General features: G+C 47.8%; 17 protein-coding genes and 1 pseudogene. 11 read left to right on the forward strand and 7 right to left on the reverse strand.

Translation table 11 applies throughout. The features are described 5' to 3' along the window. The first annotated feature begins 4 nt into the window (after window positions 1–4). From EOO50_RS07490 to EOO50_RS07505, 4 genes are all read left to right on the forward strand, one after another. Window positions 5–1,234, forward strand: coding sequence for a choice-of-anchor J domain-containing protein (locus EOO50_RS07490; protein ID WP_290838989.1), 1,230 nt, complete (start codon window positions 5–7; stop codon window positions 1,232–1,234). Between the two features lie 215 nt (window positions 1,235–1,449). After that, on the forward strand, window positions 1,450–2,319 hold the full coding sequence (gene lipA / locus EOO50_RS07495; protein WP_290838990.1) for a lipoyl synthase: 870 nt from the start codon (window positions 1,450–1,452) through the stop codon (window positions 2,317–2,319). A gap of 84 nt (window positions 2,320–2,403) precedes the next feature. Continuing rightward, entirely contained in the window at window positions 2,404–3,402 is a 999-nt protein-coding gene (gene gap, locus EOO50_RS07500) for a type I glyceraldehyde-3-phosphate dehydrogenase (RefSeq protein WP_290838991.1), read from the forward strand. A gap of 43 nt (window positions 3,403–3,445) precedes the next feature. Beyond that, window positions 3,446–5,605: an ATP-binding protein gene (locus tag EOO50_RS07505; protein ID WP_290838992.1), complete on the forward strand. Its 2,160-nt coding sequence runs from the start codon at window positions 3,446–3,448 to the stop codon at window positions 5,603–5,605. A gap of 293 nt (window positions 5,606–5,898) precedes the next feature. Here the strand turns inward: EOO50_RS07505 and EOO50_RS07510 are convergent, their stop codons facing one another. Together EOO50_RS07510 and lpxK are read right to left on the reverse strand one after the other, a co-directional pair. After that, on the reverse strand, window positions 5,899–6,708 hold the full coding sequence (locus EOO50_RS07510; RefSeq protein WP_290838993.1) for a purine-nucleoside phosphorylase: 810 nt from the start codon (window positions 6,706–6,708) through the stop codon (window positions 5,899–5,901). Continuing rightward, on the reverse strand, window positions 6,680–7,702 hold the full coding sequence (gene lpxK, locus EOO50_RS07515) for a tetraacyldisaccharide 4'-kinase (RefSeq protein WP_290838995.1): 1,023 nt from the start codon (window positions 7,700–7,702) through the stop codon (window positions 6,680–6,682). The genes EOO50_RS07510 and lpxK overlap by 29 nt, the downstream gene beginning before the upstream one ends. A gap of 53 nt (window positions 7,703–7,755) precedes the next feature. Between lpxK and EOO50_RS07520 the strand changes: the two genes are divergently transcribed. The 4 genes from EOO50_RS07520 (at window position 7,756) to EOO50_RS07535 (ending at window position 11,114) form a co-directional block, all read left to right on the forward strand. Next, window positions 7,756–8,325, forward strand: a complete 570-nt coding sequence (locus EOO50_RS07520; RefSeq protein ID WP_290838996.1) for a hypothetical protein — start codon at window positions 7,756–7,758, stop codon at window positions 8,323–8,325. Next, window positions 8,325–9,419, forward strand: coding sequence for a Nif3-like dinuclear metal center hexameric protein (locus EOO50_RS07525; RefSeq protein ID WP_290838997.1), 1,095 nt, complete (start codon window positions 8,325–8,327; stop codon window positions 9,417–9,419). Before EOO50_RS07520 ends, EOO50_RS07525 begins: the two co-directional genes overlap by 1 nt. Before the next feature lie 2 nt (window positions 9,420–9,421). Continuing rightward, the gene (locus tag EOO50_RS07530) at window positions 9,422–10,210 is read left to right on the forward strand and encodes a C4-type zinc ribbon domain-containing protein (RefSeq protein ID WP_290838998.1); all 789 of its coding nucleotides are present in this window, start codon (window positions 9,422–9,424) and stop codon (window positions 10,208–10,210) included. A gap of 61 nt (window positions 10,211–10,271) precedes the next feature. Beyond that, window positions 10,272–11,114, forward strand: a complete 843-nt coding sequence (locus EOO50_RS07535) for an alpha/beta fold hydrolase (RefSeq protein ID WP_290838999.1) — start codon at window positions 10,272–10,274, stop codon at window positions 11,112–11,114. 25 nt (window positions 11,115–11,139) lie between these two features. On the opposite strand, the gene EOO50_RS07540 is transcribed toward EOO50_RS07535, so the two are convergent. Continuing rightward, on the reverse strand, window positions 11,140–11,460 hold the full coding sequence (locus EOO50_RS07540) for a GIY-YIG nuclease family protein (RefSeq protein WP_290839001.1): 321 nt from the start codon (window positions 11,458–11,460) through the stop codon (window positions 11,140–11,142). 81 nt (window positions 11,461–11,541) lie between these two features. Next, on the reverse strand, window positions 11,542–13,008 hold the full coding sequence (locus tag EOO50_RS07545) for a S8/S53 family peptidase (RefSeq protein ID WP_290839002.1): 1,467 nt from the start codon (window positions 13,006–13,008) through the stop codon (window positions 11,542–11,544). An 18-nt stretch (window positions 13,009–13,026) separates the two neighbouring features. On the opposite strand from EOO50_RS07545, the pseudogene EOO50_RS07550 reads away from it, so the two are divergent. The 3 genes and pseudogenes from EOO50_RS07550 to EOO50_RS07560 all read left to right on the forward strand — a co-directional run. After that, a pseudogene (locus tag EOO50_RS07550) lies at window positions 13,027–13,770 on the forward strand (pseudouridine synthase); the annotation flags it as partial. Between the two features lie 380 nt (window positions 13,771–14,150). Beyond that, complete coding sequence (locus EOO50_RS07555) at window positions 14,151–14,609, forward strand: hypothetical protein (RefSeq protein WP_290839003.1); 459 nt, start codon at window positions 14,151–14,153, stop codon at window positions 14,607–14,609. A 101-nt stretch (window positions 14,610–14,710) separates the two neighbouring features. Beyond that, the gene (locus EOO50_RS07560) at window positions 14,711–15,241 is read left to right on the forward strand and encodes a hypothetical protein (protein WP_290839004.1); all 531 of its coding nucleotides are present in this window, start codon (window positions 14,711–14,713) and stop codon (window positions 15,239–15,241) included. Between the two features lie 129 nt (window positions 15,242–15,370). Here EOO50_RS07560 and EOO50_RS07565 read toward each other — a convergent pair whose 3' ends face one another. The 3 genes from EOO50_RS07565 to ffh all read right to left on the reverse strand — a co-directional run bounded on the left by EOO50_RS07565 (window position 15,371) and on the right by ffh (window position 18,879). Further along, window positions 15,371–16,297, reverse strand: a complete 927-nt coding sequence (locus EOO50_RS07565) for a magnesium transporter CorA family protein (RefSeq protein WP_290839006.1) — start codon at window positions 16,295–16,297, stop codon at window positions 15,371–15,373. Between the two features lie 257 nt (window positions 16,298–16,554). After that, window positions 16,555–17,439: a tetrahydrofolate dehydrogenase/cyclohydrolase catalytic domain-containing protein gene (locus EOO50_RS07570; protein WP_290839007.1), complete on the reverse strand. Its 885-nt coding sequence runs from the start codon at window positions 17,437–17,439 to the stop codon at window positions 16,555–16,557. Window positions 17,440–17,538: 99 nt separating this feature from the next. Further along, window positions 17,539–18,879: a signal recognition particle protein gene (ffh, locus tag EOO50_RS07575; protein WP_290839008.1), complete on the reverse strand. Its 1,341-nt coding sequence runs from the start codon at window positions 18,877–18,879 to the stop codon at window positions 17,539–17,541. Between the last annotated feature and the right edge of the window lie 112 nt (window positions 18,880–18,991).

Below are 18,991 nucleotides of genomic sequence, written 5' to 3' on the forward strand. Positions count from 1 at the left end.
TTACATGATGAAAAAATTACTTATTGCGCTGGCATTCCTACCCATCGCAGGTTTTAGCCAGGTCTTGACCGAAGACTTTGAAGGCGGAACTTTCCCTCCAACCGGATGGACCGTCATTAATACGAACGCCGCTCAAAATTGGGCGATTTACACCGATGGGCCAATCACAGGCGATGCATCGGCAAACGTCGAATACGATCTTGGCGCACAGGACGAATGGCTTATCAGCCCGAGTTTTGATCTTACCACTTTACCAACAGCTTTTCTCGAATTCAACATTTCGTTGAGTTATTACTGGTCAGTCGATCCTGAAGACAATTACGATGTTTTCGTAAAAGTTTCGACCGATGGCGGCCAAACATGGAGTACCGTTTGGGACGAAGAATCTATTCCCGAATTCGCAAGCTATGAGCCGTTTTCGGTTTCAGTCGACCTCGCGCAGTATGTTGGCAATGCGAATGTGAAAGTGGCTTTCCAATATATCGGTGCCGACGGAGCGCAACTCCTCATCGACGACATCGTAGTAAAAGAAGAGCAAACGCCTCCACCTGTTCCGCCGGCAAACGACAACTGCGTCGGAGCGATCGCGCTTACGCCGGGTAACAATTTCGAAGCCGCGGCCGTCGAGTTCACGAACGACAATGCCACGGATTCGGCTGAAATTCCTGAGTGTCAGGAGTCGGCAGCCGCTGACGTCTGGTTTTCGGTTGTGGTTCCCGCGAGCGGATCGATTACCATCGAAACCGATTTGGCCGATGGTTCTGAGAATGAGGATACGGTTATTGGAGTTTACACCGGAGCTTGCGGCTCGTTGACTTCCATCGGCTGTAACGACGACAATGAAGATACTGAAAACCTTTTCTCGAAGGTAGTGTTGACCGCGCTTACGCCCGGAGCGACACTATATGTCGGCGTTTGGTCGTATGCAGGTTTCTTTGGAACTACGACCGGCGCGTTCAGGGTCGCAGCCTACGACGCTTCTCTGGCCGCTCCGTCGTTCGATACTTCTAAATTCTCGTACTATCCGAATCCGGTCAAAGACAGGTTGAACGTGGAGTACGACAGTGAAATCGCCGACGTGACCGTTTTCAATCTCATGGGTCAACAGGTTTTGAAACAGCAGATGAACGCGAATTCAGGACAAGTCGATGTTTCAGCTTTGGCGTCCGGCGCTTATCTGATGAAAGTGAACGCTCAGGATTCGGTGAAAACATATCGCATCGTGAAGCAGTAATTGTGCGGACTAAAATTCAAAAGCTGCCTTCGGGCAGCTTTTTTTTATTAAGTGCTGAAGTGCTGAAGTGCTTGGTGCTGAAGTGTGGAAGTTATGCTCAAATGGTCGGGTAGCTTTAGCATTACAGCTCTTTAGCACTTCAGCACCAAGCACTTTAGCACTTTGCACTATTTAACAAACTTTCTCCGTAAATTTGCCATTCAAAAATCAACGACATGGAAACGGTTCTTGACAACGCGCTGCCCGTAGGTAAACCCAAATGGCTCAAGGTAAAATTGCCGATCGGGCAAAAATATACCGAATTGCGCGGTCTCGTCGACAAATATAAACTCAACACCATCTGTACTTCAGGAAGTTGCCCCAACATGGGCGAATGCTGGGGCGAAGGCACGGCGACGTTCATGATTCTGGGGAACGTCTGTACGCGATCGTGCGGATTTTGTGGCGTCAAGACGGGCCGACCTGAAACCGTCGATTGGGACGAACCTGAAAAAGTGGCGCGTTCGATAAAACTCATGAAAATCAAGCACGCCGTCGTGACTTCAGTCGATCGCGATGACTTGAAAGACATGGGTTCGATCATTTGGCTCGAAACCGTGAAAGCGATCCGACGCATGAATCCCGAAACGACTTTGGAAACGTTGATTCCCGATTTTCAGGGCAATGAGCGTAACATCGATCGCATCGTGTCCGCGAATCCTGAAGTGGTTTCACACAATATGGAAACCGTCCGCCGACTCACTCGCGAAGTCCGAATCCAGGCGAAATACGACCGCAGTCTTGAGGTTTTGCGTTATTTGAAACAACAAGGCATCCGTCGGACGAAATCAGGAATCATGCTCGGCTTGGGCGAACTCGAAGAAGAAGTCATCCAAACGATGCAGGATCTGCGCGATGCCAACGTCGATATCGTAACACTCGGACAATACCTGCAACCGTCTAAAAAACACTTGCCCGTAAAAGAATTCATCACGCCTGAGCAATTCGAGAAATACGAACGCATCGGGAAGGAAATGGGATTCAGGCACGTGGAAAGCGGCGCGCTGGTTAGAAGTTCGTATCATGCAGCGAAACACATTCTTTGATTTGTTTTGAATGTTGAATTTTGAATGTTGAGTGACTCCATCCAATTTAAAATTCAAAATTTAAAATTCAAAATAACAATTCCAATGAGTAAAACCCGCATTGCCATAAACGGTTTCGGTCGCATCGGGCGAAATCTCTTCCGATTGCTTTTGAATCATCCCGACATCGAAGTCGTCGCGATAAACGATATCGCCGACAATCGAACGATGGCGCACCTGATCAAGTACGACAGCATCCACGGTGTTTTGAACAGCGAGGTTTCGTTTGACGAACATTCGATTGTCATCGATGGAAAACATTACACATTCTTCCATGAAAAGGAAATCAAGAACCTCGATTGGAATTCACAGGATATTGATATCGTCATCGAATCCACGGGCAAATACAAGACGTTCGACGAGATAAACCAACACGTTTTGCAAGGCGCGAAAAAGGTAATTTTGTCGGCTCCGAGCGAAACTGATCTGATCAAGACGGTCGTGCTTGGCGTAAACGAACACATTCTCGACGGATCGGAAACCATAATTTCAAATGCGAGCTGCACGACGAACAACGCGGCTCCGATGATAAAGGTTATCGACGAACTCTGCGGCATCGAACAAGCCTACATCACGACGGTCCACTCCTACACGACCGACCAGAGTCTGCACGACGAACCGCACAAGGATTTGCGTCGCGCGAGAGCAGCTTCCCAATCCATAGTTCCGACGACGACGGGCGCAGCGAAAGCGTTGACGAAAATCTTCCCGAAAATGGACGGCAAAATCGGTGGCGGCGGCATCCGCGTTCCCGTGCCCGATGGCTCGTTGACCGACATCACGTGTTACGTACGATGCGAAACGTCGATCGAAGAACTCAACGCGGCATTCAGGAAAGCGGCCCAGGGTGAACTCAATGGAATTTTGGCGTATACTGAAGATCCGATCGTGTCGGTGGACATCATCGGAAATCGCAATTCGTGCACTTTTGATGCGCAACTTACCTCGGTGATTGACAAAATGGTCAAAGTCGTGGGTTGGTATGACAACGAAATCGGATATTGCTCACGCTTAATCGACCTAATAGCACTAATTAAGAAATAATTCCTACATTTAACACCCTGAATCCGAACAAACACAGAGGTTAATGAGGAAATTGCTACTATTATTGCTTTTTTGCTTTGCCAGCGGTTATGCCCAAAAAAAACCGGTTGACAGTTCGGATTATTACATCGAACTCGCCCAGTTCAATTCGCGCATCAACAACTACCGCAATTCGCTCGACTATACCCAAAAAGCCATCGACTACGCGCGTCGCAACAAAGACGTAAAGGCCGAGGCAAGTGCTTCCCTCGCGCTTGCAAATCTCTACATCGACATCAAGAAATTCAACGACGCGACTGAGATATTGAGCCGTGCGATCGCGTTGTTCAATACGTTGAAACCATCGGCCGAACAAGCGTACGCCTACTATAATCTGGGTTTGTGTTACATGGAAAAAGAAAATTATTCCATGGCCGAAATCAATTTCGAGAAGGCGAAAACCATTTATCAGACACTTAAGATTCCCGACGCGATCCAATTGTTGAACCTTCAGCGCGGCATCGTGTATCGCGCGAAACGCAAAAACGCCGAAGCCGCCTATGTTTTCGGGCTTATCATATCGATTCCCGACAGGCTCGACGTCTATAAGATCAAGGCCGAAGCGCTGTACCAAATGGGCGAACTCGAACTCGACCAAAAACGCAACAATCTCGCATTGAATTATTTGAACCGCGCGATCCTGCTCAACGAACAGCACAACAATTACGAGTTGCGTTCGAAGATCTACATGGCGTTGAGCAAGGCGTACGAGAACATTTCGGACATCAGGAATTCGTATCGCTTCCTCAAGAAACACATCGAACTGCGCGACAGCATCGCCAATCTGAACAAGGAAAAATTGGGCGCCGACGACTACACGAAATTCAAGGAAGGCGAGCGTTTAAAGACCATCGAACAGCTCGACAAGGAAAACCAGCAGCAGGAAAAAGCGAGCCGATTCGCGAAGTTGATCTCGATTTTGGCGATCGCACTGATCTCGATCCTGTCGCTTTTGAGTTTATCGCTTTACAAGAACAACATCATCCGAAACCAATCGAACGTATTGCTCAAGGAAAAAAACAAGGAACTCCAGGTCGCGAAGGACAAGGCTGAAAAGGCGTCAAAAGCCAGGGCCGAATTCCTGTCGACCGTAAGCCACGAATTGCGCACGCCTTTGAACGCGATCAACGGCATCACGCACCTTTTGCTTGAGGAAAACCCGAAGAAATCACAGCTGAATTATTTGACGTCGCTTCAATTTTCGGGCAATTACCTGCTCACTTTCATCAACGAAATCCTTGAGATCAACCGTATCGAATCGAGCACTGTCGTGGCCGAGAAGATCAATTTCAACCTCAAGTTGCTTTTGGAGAATATCCAGAATTCACTCAAGGAACTCGCGGGCACGAACAACAACAAATACACGATCGAGATCGACGAACGCATTCCCGATATTTTGATCGGAGATCCGACGAAATTGTCACAGATCTTCATGAACCTGATCAACAATGCGCTCAAGTTCACGAAAAACGGCGAAGTGAAAGTCGTCGTGCGCCAACAATCGGTGACCGACGATACGACGAACATCCATTTCAGGATCATCGACACGGGAATCGGAATTCCCGAAGACAAACAGGAATCGATTTTCGACAGTTTCTCACAAGGTTCGATAGAAATCAACCGCAAGTACGGCGGAACCGGACTCGGATTGAACATCGTCAAGAAACTCATCGACATACTCGGCGGACAGATCAAACTCGAGAGCAAAATCGGGCAAGGTTCCACGTTTTCGTTTGATTTGGCGTTCAAGATCAGTTCGGGGCAGGAAATCATAAAGGACGAAGACTACGACGAATCGGTGTTCGTGAACAAGAAAGTGCTGCTCATCGAGGACAACAAGATCAACCAGATGATCACGGCCAAGATGTGCGAAAACAAACAGATGCTCGTCGAGATCATCGACAACGGCGAAGACGCGATCGAAGCCGTCAAGAACAATTATTACGATCTGGTTTTGATGGACGTGCACTTGCCCGGCATCAACGGAACCATCGCGACCCAAACGATCAGGACGTTCGATATGCATACGCGCATCATAGCGCTAACGGCGATCTCGCTCAACGAAAACCGCGAGATGTTGTTGAGTTATGGGATGAATGACGTGATTACGAAGCCTTTTGACCCGAATGTTTTTTATAGGGTGATCGCGCAGACGATTTCTTGAGGAAGCGCTACGCGTTGGACTTTTGGACACGCTGCGCTTTGGATTTGGTTTAGGCCTAAGAAAATCTCGCTTTCATATTGAAAACGGATTTTAATTTTCTAAAGAATTGGTCGTCAAATATAGAAGATTTGAATCTAAGCGAAGCGTGTCCAAAGCGAAGCGAGTCTAAAGCGCAGCGCGTCCCAAGCAAAGCGTGTCCAAAGCGAAGCGAGTCCAAAGCAAAGCGTGTCCAAAGCAAAGCGTGTCCAAAGCGAAGCGTGTCCAAAGCAAAGCGATTCAAAAGCGCAACGCGTCTAACTCCCAATCAATTCCCCAATCAACTTCCTAACCATCGGTTCCGCCTTTTTCGCCGCCAGCAACACTTCTTCGTGATTCACTTCGGCGATCGAATCTTCATGCCCGATGTCGGTGATCACCGAAATCCCAAACGTTTCCAATTCCATGTGGCGCGCCACGATTACCTCTGGAACGGTCGACATCCCGACGCAATCGGCTCCGAGGATTTTGACCATGCGATATTCGGCAAGCGTTTCAAACGTCGGGCCTTGCAATCCGAGGTAGATTCCGTCCTTGACTTCGATGTTGAGCTCCGACGCGATTCGTTTCGCTTTTGCGATCAGATTTTTGGAGTACGGTTCGCCCATGTTGACGAATCTCGGCCCGAAGCGATCGTCGTTTTTTCCTCTCAACGGATGCTCGGGCATCATGTTTATATGGTCGTTAATAAGTACGATGTCGCCAACTTTGTAATTTGGATTTACGCCTCCCGACGCGTTCGAGACGATGAGTTTGTTGACGCCCAGATATTTCATCACGCGCACCGGAAACGTGACCTCGGCCATCGAATAACCTTCGTAATAATGGAATCGGCCTTGCATTGCGACGACTTTCTTGCCCGCGATGGTTCCGAAAACGAGTGCGCCTTTGTGGCCTTCGACGGTCGATATCGGGAAATTCGGGATTTTGCGGTACGGAAGCGTGTATTCGATCGCGATGTCGTCGGTAAATCCACCGAGGCCCGAACCCAGGATTACGCCGTATTCGGGCGACATGTCGATCTTGCTTTTTATGAATTCAACGGTCTGTCGTACTTTTTCCCACATAGTCAAGGATTGTTTTATCGAATTGGTCGGCCCCGGAAGTCAAAGTCGATTTTATCGGAAGATAATATACGTTTTCGAGGCCGCTGTTTTGCAGGCGAACGTAGTCTTTTTCGGTCGTGACGATAGGATTTCCATTTGCTTTTTTGGCGATTTCCAAAATGTCGGAATCCGAGAAATGATGATGGTCGGGAAATTCGAGAATCTCGTCGCTTCCCGAATTCAGATAGTCGAAGAACGGTTTTGGTTTTGCGATTCCGGCGACCAGCAATTTCTTTTGGTTTTTAAGTTCGTCCACCGATATATTTCGGACATCGGAACACACCGAATCGTCGTAATCGATAAAACTGAAGAACAACTGTTGGTGCGATTTCAACCGCATTTTGTAACGGATCACGTTTTGCTGGGCTTCCGATAAATCGCTCGGGCATTTCGTGACGATTATGATGTCTGCGCGTTTCGCTCCTCGCCTGCTTTCGCGCAGGTTTCCCGTCGGAAGTAGGAAATCGTCGACATATAAATCATTGAAAACCGTGAGCAAAATATAGAATCCTGCGTGTACTTTCCGATGTTGGAACGCGTCGTCGAGCAAAATCACATCGGGTTTTCGCGGTTGTTCGAGCAGTTTTTGGATGCCGTTCGTGCGATCGGCGTCGACCGCGACCAAAATATCCGGAAATTTTCGGTGAAATTGGAACGGTTCGTCTCCCAGGGTTTCGGCGTTCGAACTTTTGTCGGCCAGTACGAAACCGCTCGTCTTGCGTTTGTATCCGCGGCTCAGCGTAGCGACTTTGTAATTGGGCGTCAACAATCGCAACAAATATTCGATCTGTGGAGATTTTCCGGTTCCGCCCACGCTAAGGTTTCCGACGGCGATCACGGGAATGTTGAACGTCGTCGATCTGAAAATGCCCTTGTCGTAAAAATAATTGCGCATTCCCGTGATGAATCCGTAAATCGCGGCAAACGGGAAGAGTATTTTTCGGAGCAAAACCATCTTACGAAAATATAATTTTTATCTTTGGTATCCGAACAAAAATTCGTTCAATCATGAGCTTCCGTTCCTTTGTAATCGCACTATTTCTAATTGCCAGTTCGGTGCTTCCGGCTCAGGAAACCGACGCCACGGGAATTCTACGAACCATTCTCAAAAATTATTACAAGACTGAAAAACCCGTTTATAAAGGCCGCCAGCAACTGCTTTTCTTTTTTTGCGACAAGGCGAACAACAATGAGGAAATTTTCGAGGCCGTGCAAAATCTCAAGCTTCCGCAAGCGACCGTGAAGCAAATCCGCAATACGGTGCTGACCGATTTATCGCCCGCAAGTTGGCAACAGGAACTCGAAGCGATCTACAAAGACGACCAAACCAAGTTGCAGATGAAGATCAACGACTGCCTGTTGGTCGAACAATACCAGGAACGACGCGCCAAACTCAACCTGAACAACCAGCGGCTGATGATCGTGAGCAAGCCCGTTTTGTACGACAACAATTCGAAGGCGCTCGTGAAAGTCACGTTCTACCGGACCATCGAACACAACAACGGAGCGGTTGTACGCATGGAAAAAATCAACGGCGTCTGGACGATAAAAGAATTCCTAAACGAGTGGGCAACCTGATGAAGATAAAAGAAATACTTGCCGTTCTCGAGGAAATGGCGCCGCTAGCGTATGCCGAGGATTTTGATAATGTCGGTTTGATACTGGGAAATTCGAACGACGAGGCGACGGGAATTCTCGTTTGCCACGACGCGCTTGAATCGGTTATCGATGAGGCGATCGAGAAAAAGTGCAATCTGGTCGTTTGTTTCCATCCGATCTTGTTTTCAGGATTGAAGAAAATCACGGGCGCGAATTACGTCGAACGCTCGATCTTGAAAGCGATCAGGAACGACATCGCGATCTATGCGGTGCACACGGCTTTGGACAACCATAAGAACGGCGTGAATAAGATTTTCTGTGACGCGCTCGGATTGGTGAACACGAAGATTCTGGTACCGAAGAAGGGATTTATTTCCAAACTTGTGACATTCGCACCGATGGAAAATGCTGACAATGTCCGAAATGCGTTGTTTGCCGCCGGAGCCGGAAAAATCGGGAATTACGAGAATTGCAGTTTCAATTCAAACGGAACCGGAACGTATCAGGGAAATGCCGACAGCAATCCCGTAATCGGGCAAAAACACGAATTGGTGAACGCCGATGAAACGAAGATCGAGGTCACGTTCGAGAAACACCTGCAATCCAAAATCCTAAAAGCGCTTTTTGAAAATCATCCGTACGAGGAAGTCGCTTATGAGATTTACGAACTAAAAAACGAACACCAGAATATCGGATTGGGAATGATCGGCGAACTCGAAACGGCAAGAACCGAACGCGATTTCCTGCAATTGGTCGCCGATTCGATGCAGGCCGAAGGCATCCGACACTCGGAATATCGAAATAAAAACGTGAAAAAAGTAGCCGTTCTGGGCGGTTCGGGAAGTTTCGCGATTCAGGCCGCAAGGCGCGCCGGTGCTGATGCTTTCGTGACATCGGACTTGAAATACCATCAGTTTTACGAAGCCGAGGATGACTTGCTTTTACTCGACATCGGCCACTTTGAAAGCGAGCGTTTTACAAAAAATTATATAGTTGATTTTCTAAAGGAAAAAATCCCTAATTTTGCAATCATTTTATCCGAAGTAAATACGAATCCAATTAAGTACTTTTAAATATGGCTACATCCGTGAAAGAATTGAGTGTTGAAGACAAATTGAGAGCGTTGTATGATCTACAGCTCATTGACACGCGTATCGATGAGATCCGCAACGTCAGAGGCGAATTGCCGCTCGAAGTAGAAGACCTCGAGGATGAAGTGGCAGGTTTGAGCACGCGTCTTGACAAGTTGAAGAGCGAACTTGAAGTGATCGAAGACAACATCAAGAGCCGCAAAACCGCCATCGACGACCATAAAGAGGGCATCAAAAAATACACGAAGCAACAGGAAACGGTTCGCAACAACCGCGAGTTCAATGCTTTGACCAAGGAAGTCGAGTTTCAAGAACTTGAAATCCAGCTTGCCGAGAAACAAATCAAGGAAATGAAAGCTTCTATCGAACACAAGAAAGAAGTGATTTCCCAATCGAAAGAAAGACTCGAAACCAAATCGTCTCACCTTAAGCACAAGAAATCGGAGCTTGAAGACATCATGGCCGAGACCGCGAAAGAGGAAGCGTTCCTTGCTGAGAAATCAGACGAATACCGCGCGTTGATCGAAGAGCGTCTGTTGGCTGCCTACAACCGCATCCGCACGAGCGTCCGCAATGGTTTGGCGGTAGTTTCTATTGAACGCGGCGCTTCGGCAGGTTCGTTCTTTACGATTCCGCCACAGACACAGGTCGAGATCGCGGCCCGCAAGAAAATCATCACCGACGAGCATTCAGGGCGTATCCTGATCGACAATGTGCTCGCCGTTGAAGAGCGCGAGAAAATGGACCAACTGTTCGCAGAGTTCAAACACTAAAATACAAGTCCTGGCAACGGGACTTTTTTTTTGCCCTTTTTTAATTTTTTCGAATCAGGACATGCGTAAGATCAAGTTTTTCATATTCACCAAATCGCTCGGGTTGTATATCAACCTGCTCAGTTTCGTGTCTCCGAAACATGCGAAGGAATTTGCGTACGCCTTGTTCAGCAAACCGCGCGACGGAAAACTGAAGAAAGAATCACTGCCTGAAATGTTGCTCAAGGCGCATCACGAAACCATCACATTGCGCGAGGACACGATCCAAACCTATACGTGGAAAGGCAACGGCGCCGTAATTTTACTCGCCCACGGTTGGGACAGCAATTCGTGGCGTTGGGAACGGCTTCTACCTTTTTTGGTCGAATCGGGAAGTACGGTCGTGGCGATAGACGCGCCCGATCACGGTTTGTCTCAAGGAAATTTCAGCCTTCCGAAATACGCCGAATTCATCCACACCGCGGCCCAAAAATTCAAACCCGATTATCTCATCGGACATTCGATCGGAGGCGCGGCGAGCTTGTTTTACCAGCACAAATACCAAAACGATAATTTGCAGAAACTCGTAATTTTGGGCGCTCCGGCCGAATTGAGCTCGATCGTGGCGAATTACGTCGGGCTGTTGAGTTTGAACAAGCGGTCGCAGGATTTATTGAACGCTTATTTTGTGGAAAACTTCAACTTCCACCCGAACGATTTCTCGGCGCGCATCTTCGGAAAAACGTTAAGCCTAAAGGGATTGGTCGTACACGATACGCAGGACAACGTCGTCAAATTCGAGGAAGCCAAACGCATTCCCGAAGCTTGGACGCAGGCGTTGTTCCACGAAACGTCGGGACTTGGGCACAGCATGCACGACGATGAATTGTATGCGAAGATCGCGGCGTTTTTGTTTGAAGCGTAGACATTTTAAATAGCCCTCAAGATTGTCATTCCGACGTAGGAGGAATCTCTTCATTAAAAACTAAAAAGTCCAATCGAGGATTTGACAGTTTTATCAAATTTAACTTCTTTTCACGTCGCCAGCCCTTTAATTCCTTTTCGCGCGCGATGGCTTCCTGAATCCAAGTAAATTCTTCAAAATAAATCAAGTAGTGAACATTGTATTTTGCACAGAAAGTCTTTCTAGACTCCTTGTGCTCTATGATCCTTTTACCGAGATTGTTAGTCACCCCAATGTAAAACACGCATCTATTTTTGTTCGTCAAAATATAGACATAGTAATTATGATAGTCGTCGATAATAATCATGAGATTCCTCCTGCGTCGGAATGACAAAACAAAGATTAATCAACGAAATCTTACTACGTGTTTCATGCATGTTTTCTTAAATTAATGCTTTACGATTTTCCGAACCGCGCTCCTATCCGATTCCGTTACTTTCACAAAGTAAATTCCCGATGTCAAATTAGAAACCGAAATATTTTTATCGGTGGCGAAACCTACGTAAACCGTTTGCCCGACTGCATTCATCACTTCGATTCGCGACTCCGTTAAAATGTCGCCCGCGATGGAAATCACGTCATTCGCAGGATTCGGATACACGAAAAACGAAATCGCGTCGACTTTTTGCGTCGCCAAAGCAGTAACCGCGGCGATTGCGGGTTCCATATTCGGCAATGGCCCGATGTGGCCGCCGGAGCCTTGGGCGATTCCCGTCGTCACGAGAATATTCCGCATTTGCGCAGGCGTCAGGTAATTTCCGGTTTGCCCATGGTAATAGGATTGCAGCACGATTGCGCACGACGCGACGATCGGAGTGGCCGAACTCGTACCCGAAAAATTCGTGTAACGTTGGTTGAAATCACCGAAAATCGCCGCGAAATCACCGTAGCCCGACGAACGTACGTTGCTCCCCCAACCTTGCACATTCACGCGGTTTCCAAACGTACTGTACGAAATCTTGTTGTGCGACACGTCGGGCGAACCGGCCCCGACGATAATCGCGCCGCTGTCGCCTCGGTTCATATACGGAAGATAAGGCGTCGAGTCGAGGTCGGCGTTACCGTTTCCGGCCGCTGCGACGATTATGATTCCCGAATCGGTGGCGGCTTTGGTCAGATCCCAGATCAGATTTTCGTATTCGGCCGGGACGAATGCGTCATTCACGCCGTACGCCTGCATTTCATAGATGATCACATCGCCCGCAATTGAAGCGCCGATGGATTGGCTTACCGCGAGCACGCGATTGTATCCGCTTTGTTGCCACTCGGGAAACAGCACCATTTCCTGGGCGCCGTACGCCATTCCCGAAACGCCGTAGGTTCCTTTGTCGGCGAACACGACACCGAAGACTGCGGTTCCGTGTTCGGTGTAACTCGCCGTGACGTCCGATCCGATCGTCATTCCGGGTTGCAGGAACGTGCCCGCCAAATCGTTGAACTCTTCGTGGTTTTTATTGAAACCATATTCGACGTCGCGGATTCGGATGCCGTTTCCGATCAATCCCGAATCCCACGCGAATTGCATGTTTACGCCCGGATTTGGGCCGATGTAGTTTTGGGCCGACTCGTAGTTCGGTGTCGCGGGCGGAATGTCGGACGGCGGCGGAATCGCGTTCATCGAGAGCAAGCTGCAATAGGAAACCGCGTCGAGCGCTTCGAGTTTGGCGGCCAATTCGAGCAATTGCGCATTCGAAGAATTTAAAGTTTGGACTTTGTACGTGTTTTTGATTCGGATCAGGGCGTCGGAATTTTCATTATTTGATTCGGACACAATCTTCATCTGTTCGATTTTTTCGTCGGGAAGCAACTGCAATTTCTCGAGCGAAAACACATATTGGCTTTCAAGCGATCGCAAACCGTTTATTTTTTCGAGATCGGTTTCAGACGAAAACGTCACGTACAATTCATAGCCGAAACCGGACATTGCTCGCGACGTGAAGCCGACGAGATCATCGCCGCGAATCGCGTAATCGTAAACGGGAATCCTGCCGAAATGGGCATGAAAGTGTCATCGGCCGATGAAATCCGGATCGACGGGAAACTCATCCGCGAAAAAACAGGAAAATTCGTATATCTCGCACTTAACAAGCCGCCAGGAATCGAATGCACGACGAATACGGACGTGAAAGACAACATCATCGATTTCTTACATTATCCGAAGCGCATTTTCCCGATCGGACGACTCGACAAAGCCAGTGAAGGCCTTATTTTCCTGACCGACGACGGCGACATCGTGAACAAGATTTTGCGCGCGAGGAACAATCACGAGAAGGAATATGAAGTGATCGTGAACCAACCTGTCTCGCCTCGTTTCATCGAAAAAATGAGCAACGGCGTGCCGATTCTCGATACCGTGACGCGCAAGTGTTTCGTGGAACAGACGGGAAAAGAATCGTTCCGCATCATCTTGACGCAGGGTTTAAACCGACAAATCCGTCGCATGTGCGAGTTTTTGGGTTACGAGGTCGTGAAATTGAAGCGCGTGAGAATCATCAACATCAAGCTCGATCTTCCTGTCGGGCGCCATCGTGAACTTACCGAGGACGAAATCTCTCAGTTGTCGTTGCTTATCGAACCGTCAAGCAAGACTGAGGAAGCGAGTTTCTCGAAGAATGAATTCGGCGAAAAACCGAAGCGCGATTTCGGGAAAAAAGACTTTTCGAGAGGCGATTTCAATAAGGATTCGAAGCGATCGGATGCGCCGAAACGCGATTTCCAAAAGCGAGATTCTGGCAAGGATTCGGACAAAAAAGACTTTGTCAAAAGGGATTTTTCCAGAGGCGACGCCAATCGCGACGAACCGAGGAAAAGTGATCTGCAGCGGAATTCGGAACGCGAGAGTACGCGCCCGAAGAGTTTTTCACCTGCGCCGAAACGCAATATTGAGATCATCAAGAAAGACGATCCGCGCTATCGGAAAGACGGAGATTCCTAAAATAGAGCAATTTTCTTACAGCTTTACCGTTTTGCATTCGTAACCGATAACATATTTATTTTATGAGTGCAAAAAAAATACTCTTGCTAAGCAGCGCGATTGTCGTGGCCGTGGTTTGCGTCGGCTTTTTAGGTTTGCGGACGTTTACCCGAAAGATCGTGAACAACCGCGATTGCGAATGGGCAAATATCGATCATGTCGAGATACGTGCGATGGCGGACATTCCACCGACCCTGGCGTCCGACTGCAATTATGACGCGGGCAAGAAACGAAAGACGACTGTTTTCGCGCTTGACACTTCCAAATTCGACATGGACGAATATTCGTCGAGGCATGATTTTAGGAAAGTCAGTTCGGCTCCGGAGAATTTCGCGGATTTCGACAAGGACGGGATCGCATCGGTTGATACTTCGGAGTTGTTTTATCGCGACGGAAAAACGCAGACGAATTCGTATAAGATGTTGTTGGATGCGAGAAGCGGCAGGATTTGGGTGGATTTAAGGTATTTTTACGAGGATTGAATGCAACCCTTTAAGAGTTTGAAACTCTTAAAGGGTTAAATATACCAAAAGTCAAAAACCGCCCGTTACACTTTTTCCTCCAAAAAAGTTAAACCTCCATTATGAAATTCCTACCTATTTTCATTCTTACCGCAACCGTTCTCCTCGCCCAAAAGGAATCTGCGCTCACAACCGAATCCTACAAACTCGTCAACGACCTGAATACGGCTGAAAACCGAAGTGCGATCTACATGTGCCGCGAAGTCAACAATATGTGGACCGATTACTTCATGCCGAAATCAATCAAAGACGAATTCCCACAGAAAAAGGCCGACACGATCGCTAAGTACATCGGAGGAAACATAGCGATCTGGAAAAAGAACATCCCCATAGTCGAAAGCTGGGAACCGCGCGTCAAAGCAACCGAGTACGTAAATTATCACGGTCTCAACATCGACGAATTTTCGCGTACGCACAACAGGAACGGCGTTTTCCTATATTCGACGCCGCTCTTCAATGCTGAACGCACAAAAGCGTTAATTTATATTTGGTATTTGAGTTCGAAAAACGTCGTACTTGATAATTATTATTACTGCGAGAAGGAAAACGGCAAATGGAAAAAGAAAAACGTCGTTTTGATCGGCGGTTTTTAAGGGTAAAATCCATGATTTTTGACGGGTACGTTCATTCATTCAATCCTTAATGAACTTGATGGCCTCAATGCTCTAAATGGTGAAACTTTCGGTTTTCAATTGCAAAAAGTCAACCTCACAGTTAAAAAGTCAAAACCACTTTCTCCGCATAAACAACAACACGCCGAACGTCGAGAAAACCAACGAAATCCCCATGATTATCCACAAGCCGTACGGATTGTCCTGAAAAATGTTCGGCACGTTCATGCCATAAAAACTCGCCACGACGGTCGGGATCATCAAAATAATTGAAATCGACGTCATCTGTTTCATGATGTTGTTCATGTTATTCGAGATCACCGAGGCATACGCGTCCATCGTGCCCGTCAGGATATCCGAATAAATGTTCGTCGTTTCCTGTGCCTGACGCAGTTCGATCTCGACGTCCTCGAGCAATTCCGGATCGTAGTTTTCCTTTTGGCTCCGGATGTTTTTCAATCGGTGCAACAAAATATCATTGCCTTTTAAAGATGTCATGAAGTACACGAGGCATTTTTCAATTTGCAGAAGCGCCTGCAATTCCTCGTTCTTGATCGACTTTTCGAGATTGTCCTCGGCCAGTTTGATCTTTTGGTTGATCTGCTTCAGATACTTGAGATACCAAACGCTCGACGAGAGCAACAATTTCAGGATCATATCGAAATTGTCAGAAATATCGAGTTTTTTGCGACGCGAATACACGACGAAATCCTCGAGCATTTCGGTCTTCTTGAAACTGATCGTAATCCTCACATCGTTCTTGAACACAATCCCGATCGGAATCGTATAAAACGGCAATTTCATATCGTCTCTCTTGATCGGAATACGCATGATGACAAGCCACCAGCCGTTCTCGACCTCGATGCGCGGGCGTTCGTCAAAATCCTTTATGTCATTGTAGAACGCTTCGGGAATACCCAATTCCTCGAGCAGGTATTTCTTGTCGCCTTTGTCGGGCGTTTCGACATTGATCCAGCAGTGCGGCTGCCAGTCGTTCACGGCCACGAGGCCATTGTTGTTTTGGTAGAAGGTTTTCATTTGTACGCGGCATTAGTCGAGACGCCGCGCTTGCGCAACATCAGGAGTGGTTTAACATCTTGGGATGATCGTCCATTGAAGGATTGGATTTCTGTTTTGCGCCGCGAAAGTAAGGCTAATTTTTAAATCAGGTCGTTATTTGGGAATTATTTAATTCGACAGAAAACGTACAAAACACCAAGAGCATTAAGTTCATCAAGATTTTATTTTCTTAATGAACTTAATGCTCGTAATGGTTCAAATATTTACTTGCGTACTTATTCCATTTCGCGTTTGCGCTCGCGGGCCAACAGCGTATTTTTGAGCAACATCGCGATCGTCATCGGCCCTACTCCACCGGGAACAGGCGTGATGTACGATGCTTTTTTGGATACGTTTTCGAAATCGACGTCGCCTGTGATACGATAGCCTTTTTCAGACGTTTCGTCGGCGACACGCGTGATACCGACGTCGATGATGACCGCATCGTCCTTGACCATTTCCGCTTTCAGATAATTCGGAACGCCGAGCGCCGAGATGATGATGTCGGCCTGGGTCGTAATCTGTGCGATATTTTTAGTATAACTGTGTGTCAACGTAACGGTTGAGTTTCCCGGGAAACCTTTGCGTCCCATCAAAATGCTCATCGGGCGTCCGACGATATGGCTGCGTCCGATGACGACCGTGTGCTTTCCTTGCGTCTCAACTCCGTAACGCTCGAGCAATTCGAGAATTCCGAAAGGCGTCGCAGGAATGAACGTACTCATGTCAAGTGCCATTTTTCCGAAATTCTCGGGATGGAAACCGTCGACATCTTTCGTCGGGTCGATCGCCATGATGACTTTCTGCGTGTCGATTTGTGGAGGCAACGGCAATTGCACGATGAATCCGTCAATGTTCGCGTCTTCGTTGAGTTGCTTGATTTTCTTGAGCAATTCGGACTCCGATGTCGTGCTCGGCATTCTCACCATTGTCGACTCGAAACCGACGCGTTCGCAGGCCTTTACCTTACTGCCGACATATGTCAGGCTCGCACCGTCATTGCCGACGATAACCGCTGCAAGATGAGGCACTTTTTCACCCTTGGCTTTCATTTGGGCGACTTCGGCCGTGATTTCGTTTTTGATGTCTTCTGAAATTTTCTTTCCGTCGAGAAGTTTCATGTTGTTGTCTTGGTTTAGAGTTTAGAGATGCGTTGTCCGCAAACGTTTAGGGTTCAGAATCCGGGCAAAACCCTAAACTCTAAACCCTAAACAAATTCTTTATTTCATTCCCGGCATTCCCCCGCCCATCATTTTCATCAAGTTCTTACCGCCCGGACCTTGCATCATCTTCATCATCTTGCTCATTTGGTCGAACTGTTTCATGAGCTGGTTGACCTGGTCGATTTTCGTGCCCGATCCTTTCGCGATGCGGTTCTTGCGTTTCACGTCGATGATCGCGGGTTTCTTGCGCTCTTTGGGCGTCATCGAATAAATGATGGCCTCGATATGCTTGAACGCGTCGTCCTCGATTTCCACGTCTTTCATGGCTTTCGAAGCGCCCGGAATCATGCCGACCAAATCCTTCATATTACCCATTTTCTTGACTTGCTGGATCTGCGTGAGGAAATCGTCGAACCCGAATTCGTTCTTCGCGATCTTCTTTTGGAGTTTGCGCGCTTCCTCTTCGTCGAACTGCTCCTGCGCTCTTTCAACGAGGGAAACGACGTCGCCCATTCCGAGAATCCTTTCGGCCATACGCGACGGATAAAACACGTCGATGGCTTCCATTTTCTCGCCTGTTCCGACGAATTTTATCGGCTTGTTCACTACCGATTTGATCGAAAGCGCCGCACCACCTCGCGTATCACCGTCGAGTTTGGTCAGGATTACGCCGTCGAAATTGAGTCGGTCGTTGAAGGCTTTCGCTGTATTTACGGCATCTTGTCCCGTCATCGAATCGACGACGAACAAGGTTTCCTGTGGTTGGATCGCCTTGTGGACGTTCGCGATTTCGTTCATCATTTCCTCGTCGACGGCCAAACGGCCAGCGGTATCGATGATGACTACGTTGAAACCGTTAGCCTTGGCATGCTTGATACCGTTTTGCGCGATTTCGACAGGATTCTTATTTTCAGGTTCCGAATAGACTTCGACACCGATCTGGTCACCGACCACATGCAATTGGTTGATCGCCGCCGGACGATACACATCGCATGCGACCAATAATGGTTTTTTGTTCTTTTTGGTCTTTAGGAAATTAGCGAGTTTACCTGAGAACGTCGTCTTACCCGAACCTTGCAGACCTGACATCAAAATGACCGTCGGGCTGCCGCCAAGATTGATTCCGGCGACGTCTCCGCCCATGAGTTCAGTTAACTCATCTTTCACGAGTTTCACCAAAAGCTGTCCCGGTTGTAACGTGGTCAACACGTTTTCGCCAATGGCTTTGTCTTTTACTCTCGCCGTAAAATCTTTTGCGATCTTGAAGTTGACGTCGGCATCGAGCAACGCGCGGCGCACTTCCTTGAGGGTTTCGGCCACGTTGATCTCAGTGATCTTGCCGTGTCCTTTTAGGATATGAAAGGCTTTGTCTAGCTTATCGGATAAATTATCGAACATAGTGCAATCGTAAAAATGAAGATGCAAATATAAGTGATTTTGCGCTCTGTGCCGAATCGAAACCGCATTAAAAACACAATCGAATCGTGTAAAAATACCCGTAAACCCTATA

Origin of the sequence: Flavobacterium sp. (assembly GCF_004211145.1) — a bacterium.
Taxonomy (GTDB): domain Bacteria; phylum Bacteroidota; class Bacteroidia; order Flavobacteriales; family Flavobacteriaceae; genus Flavobacterium.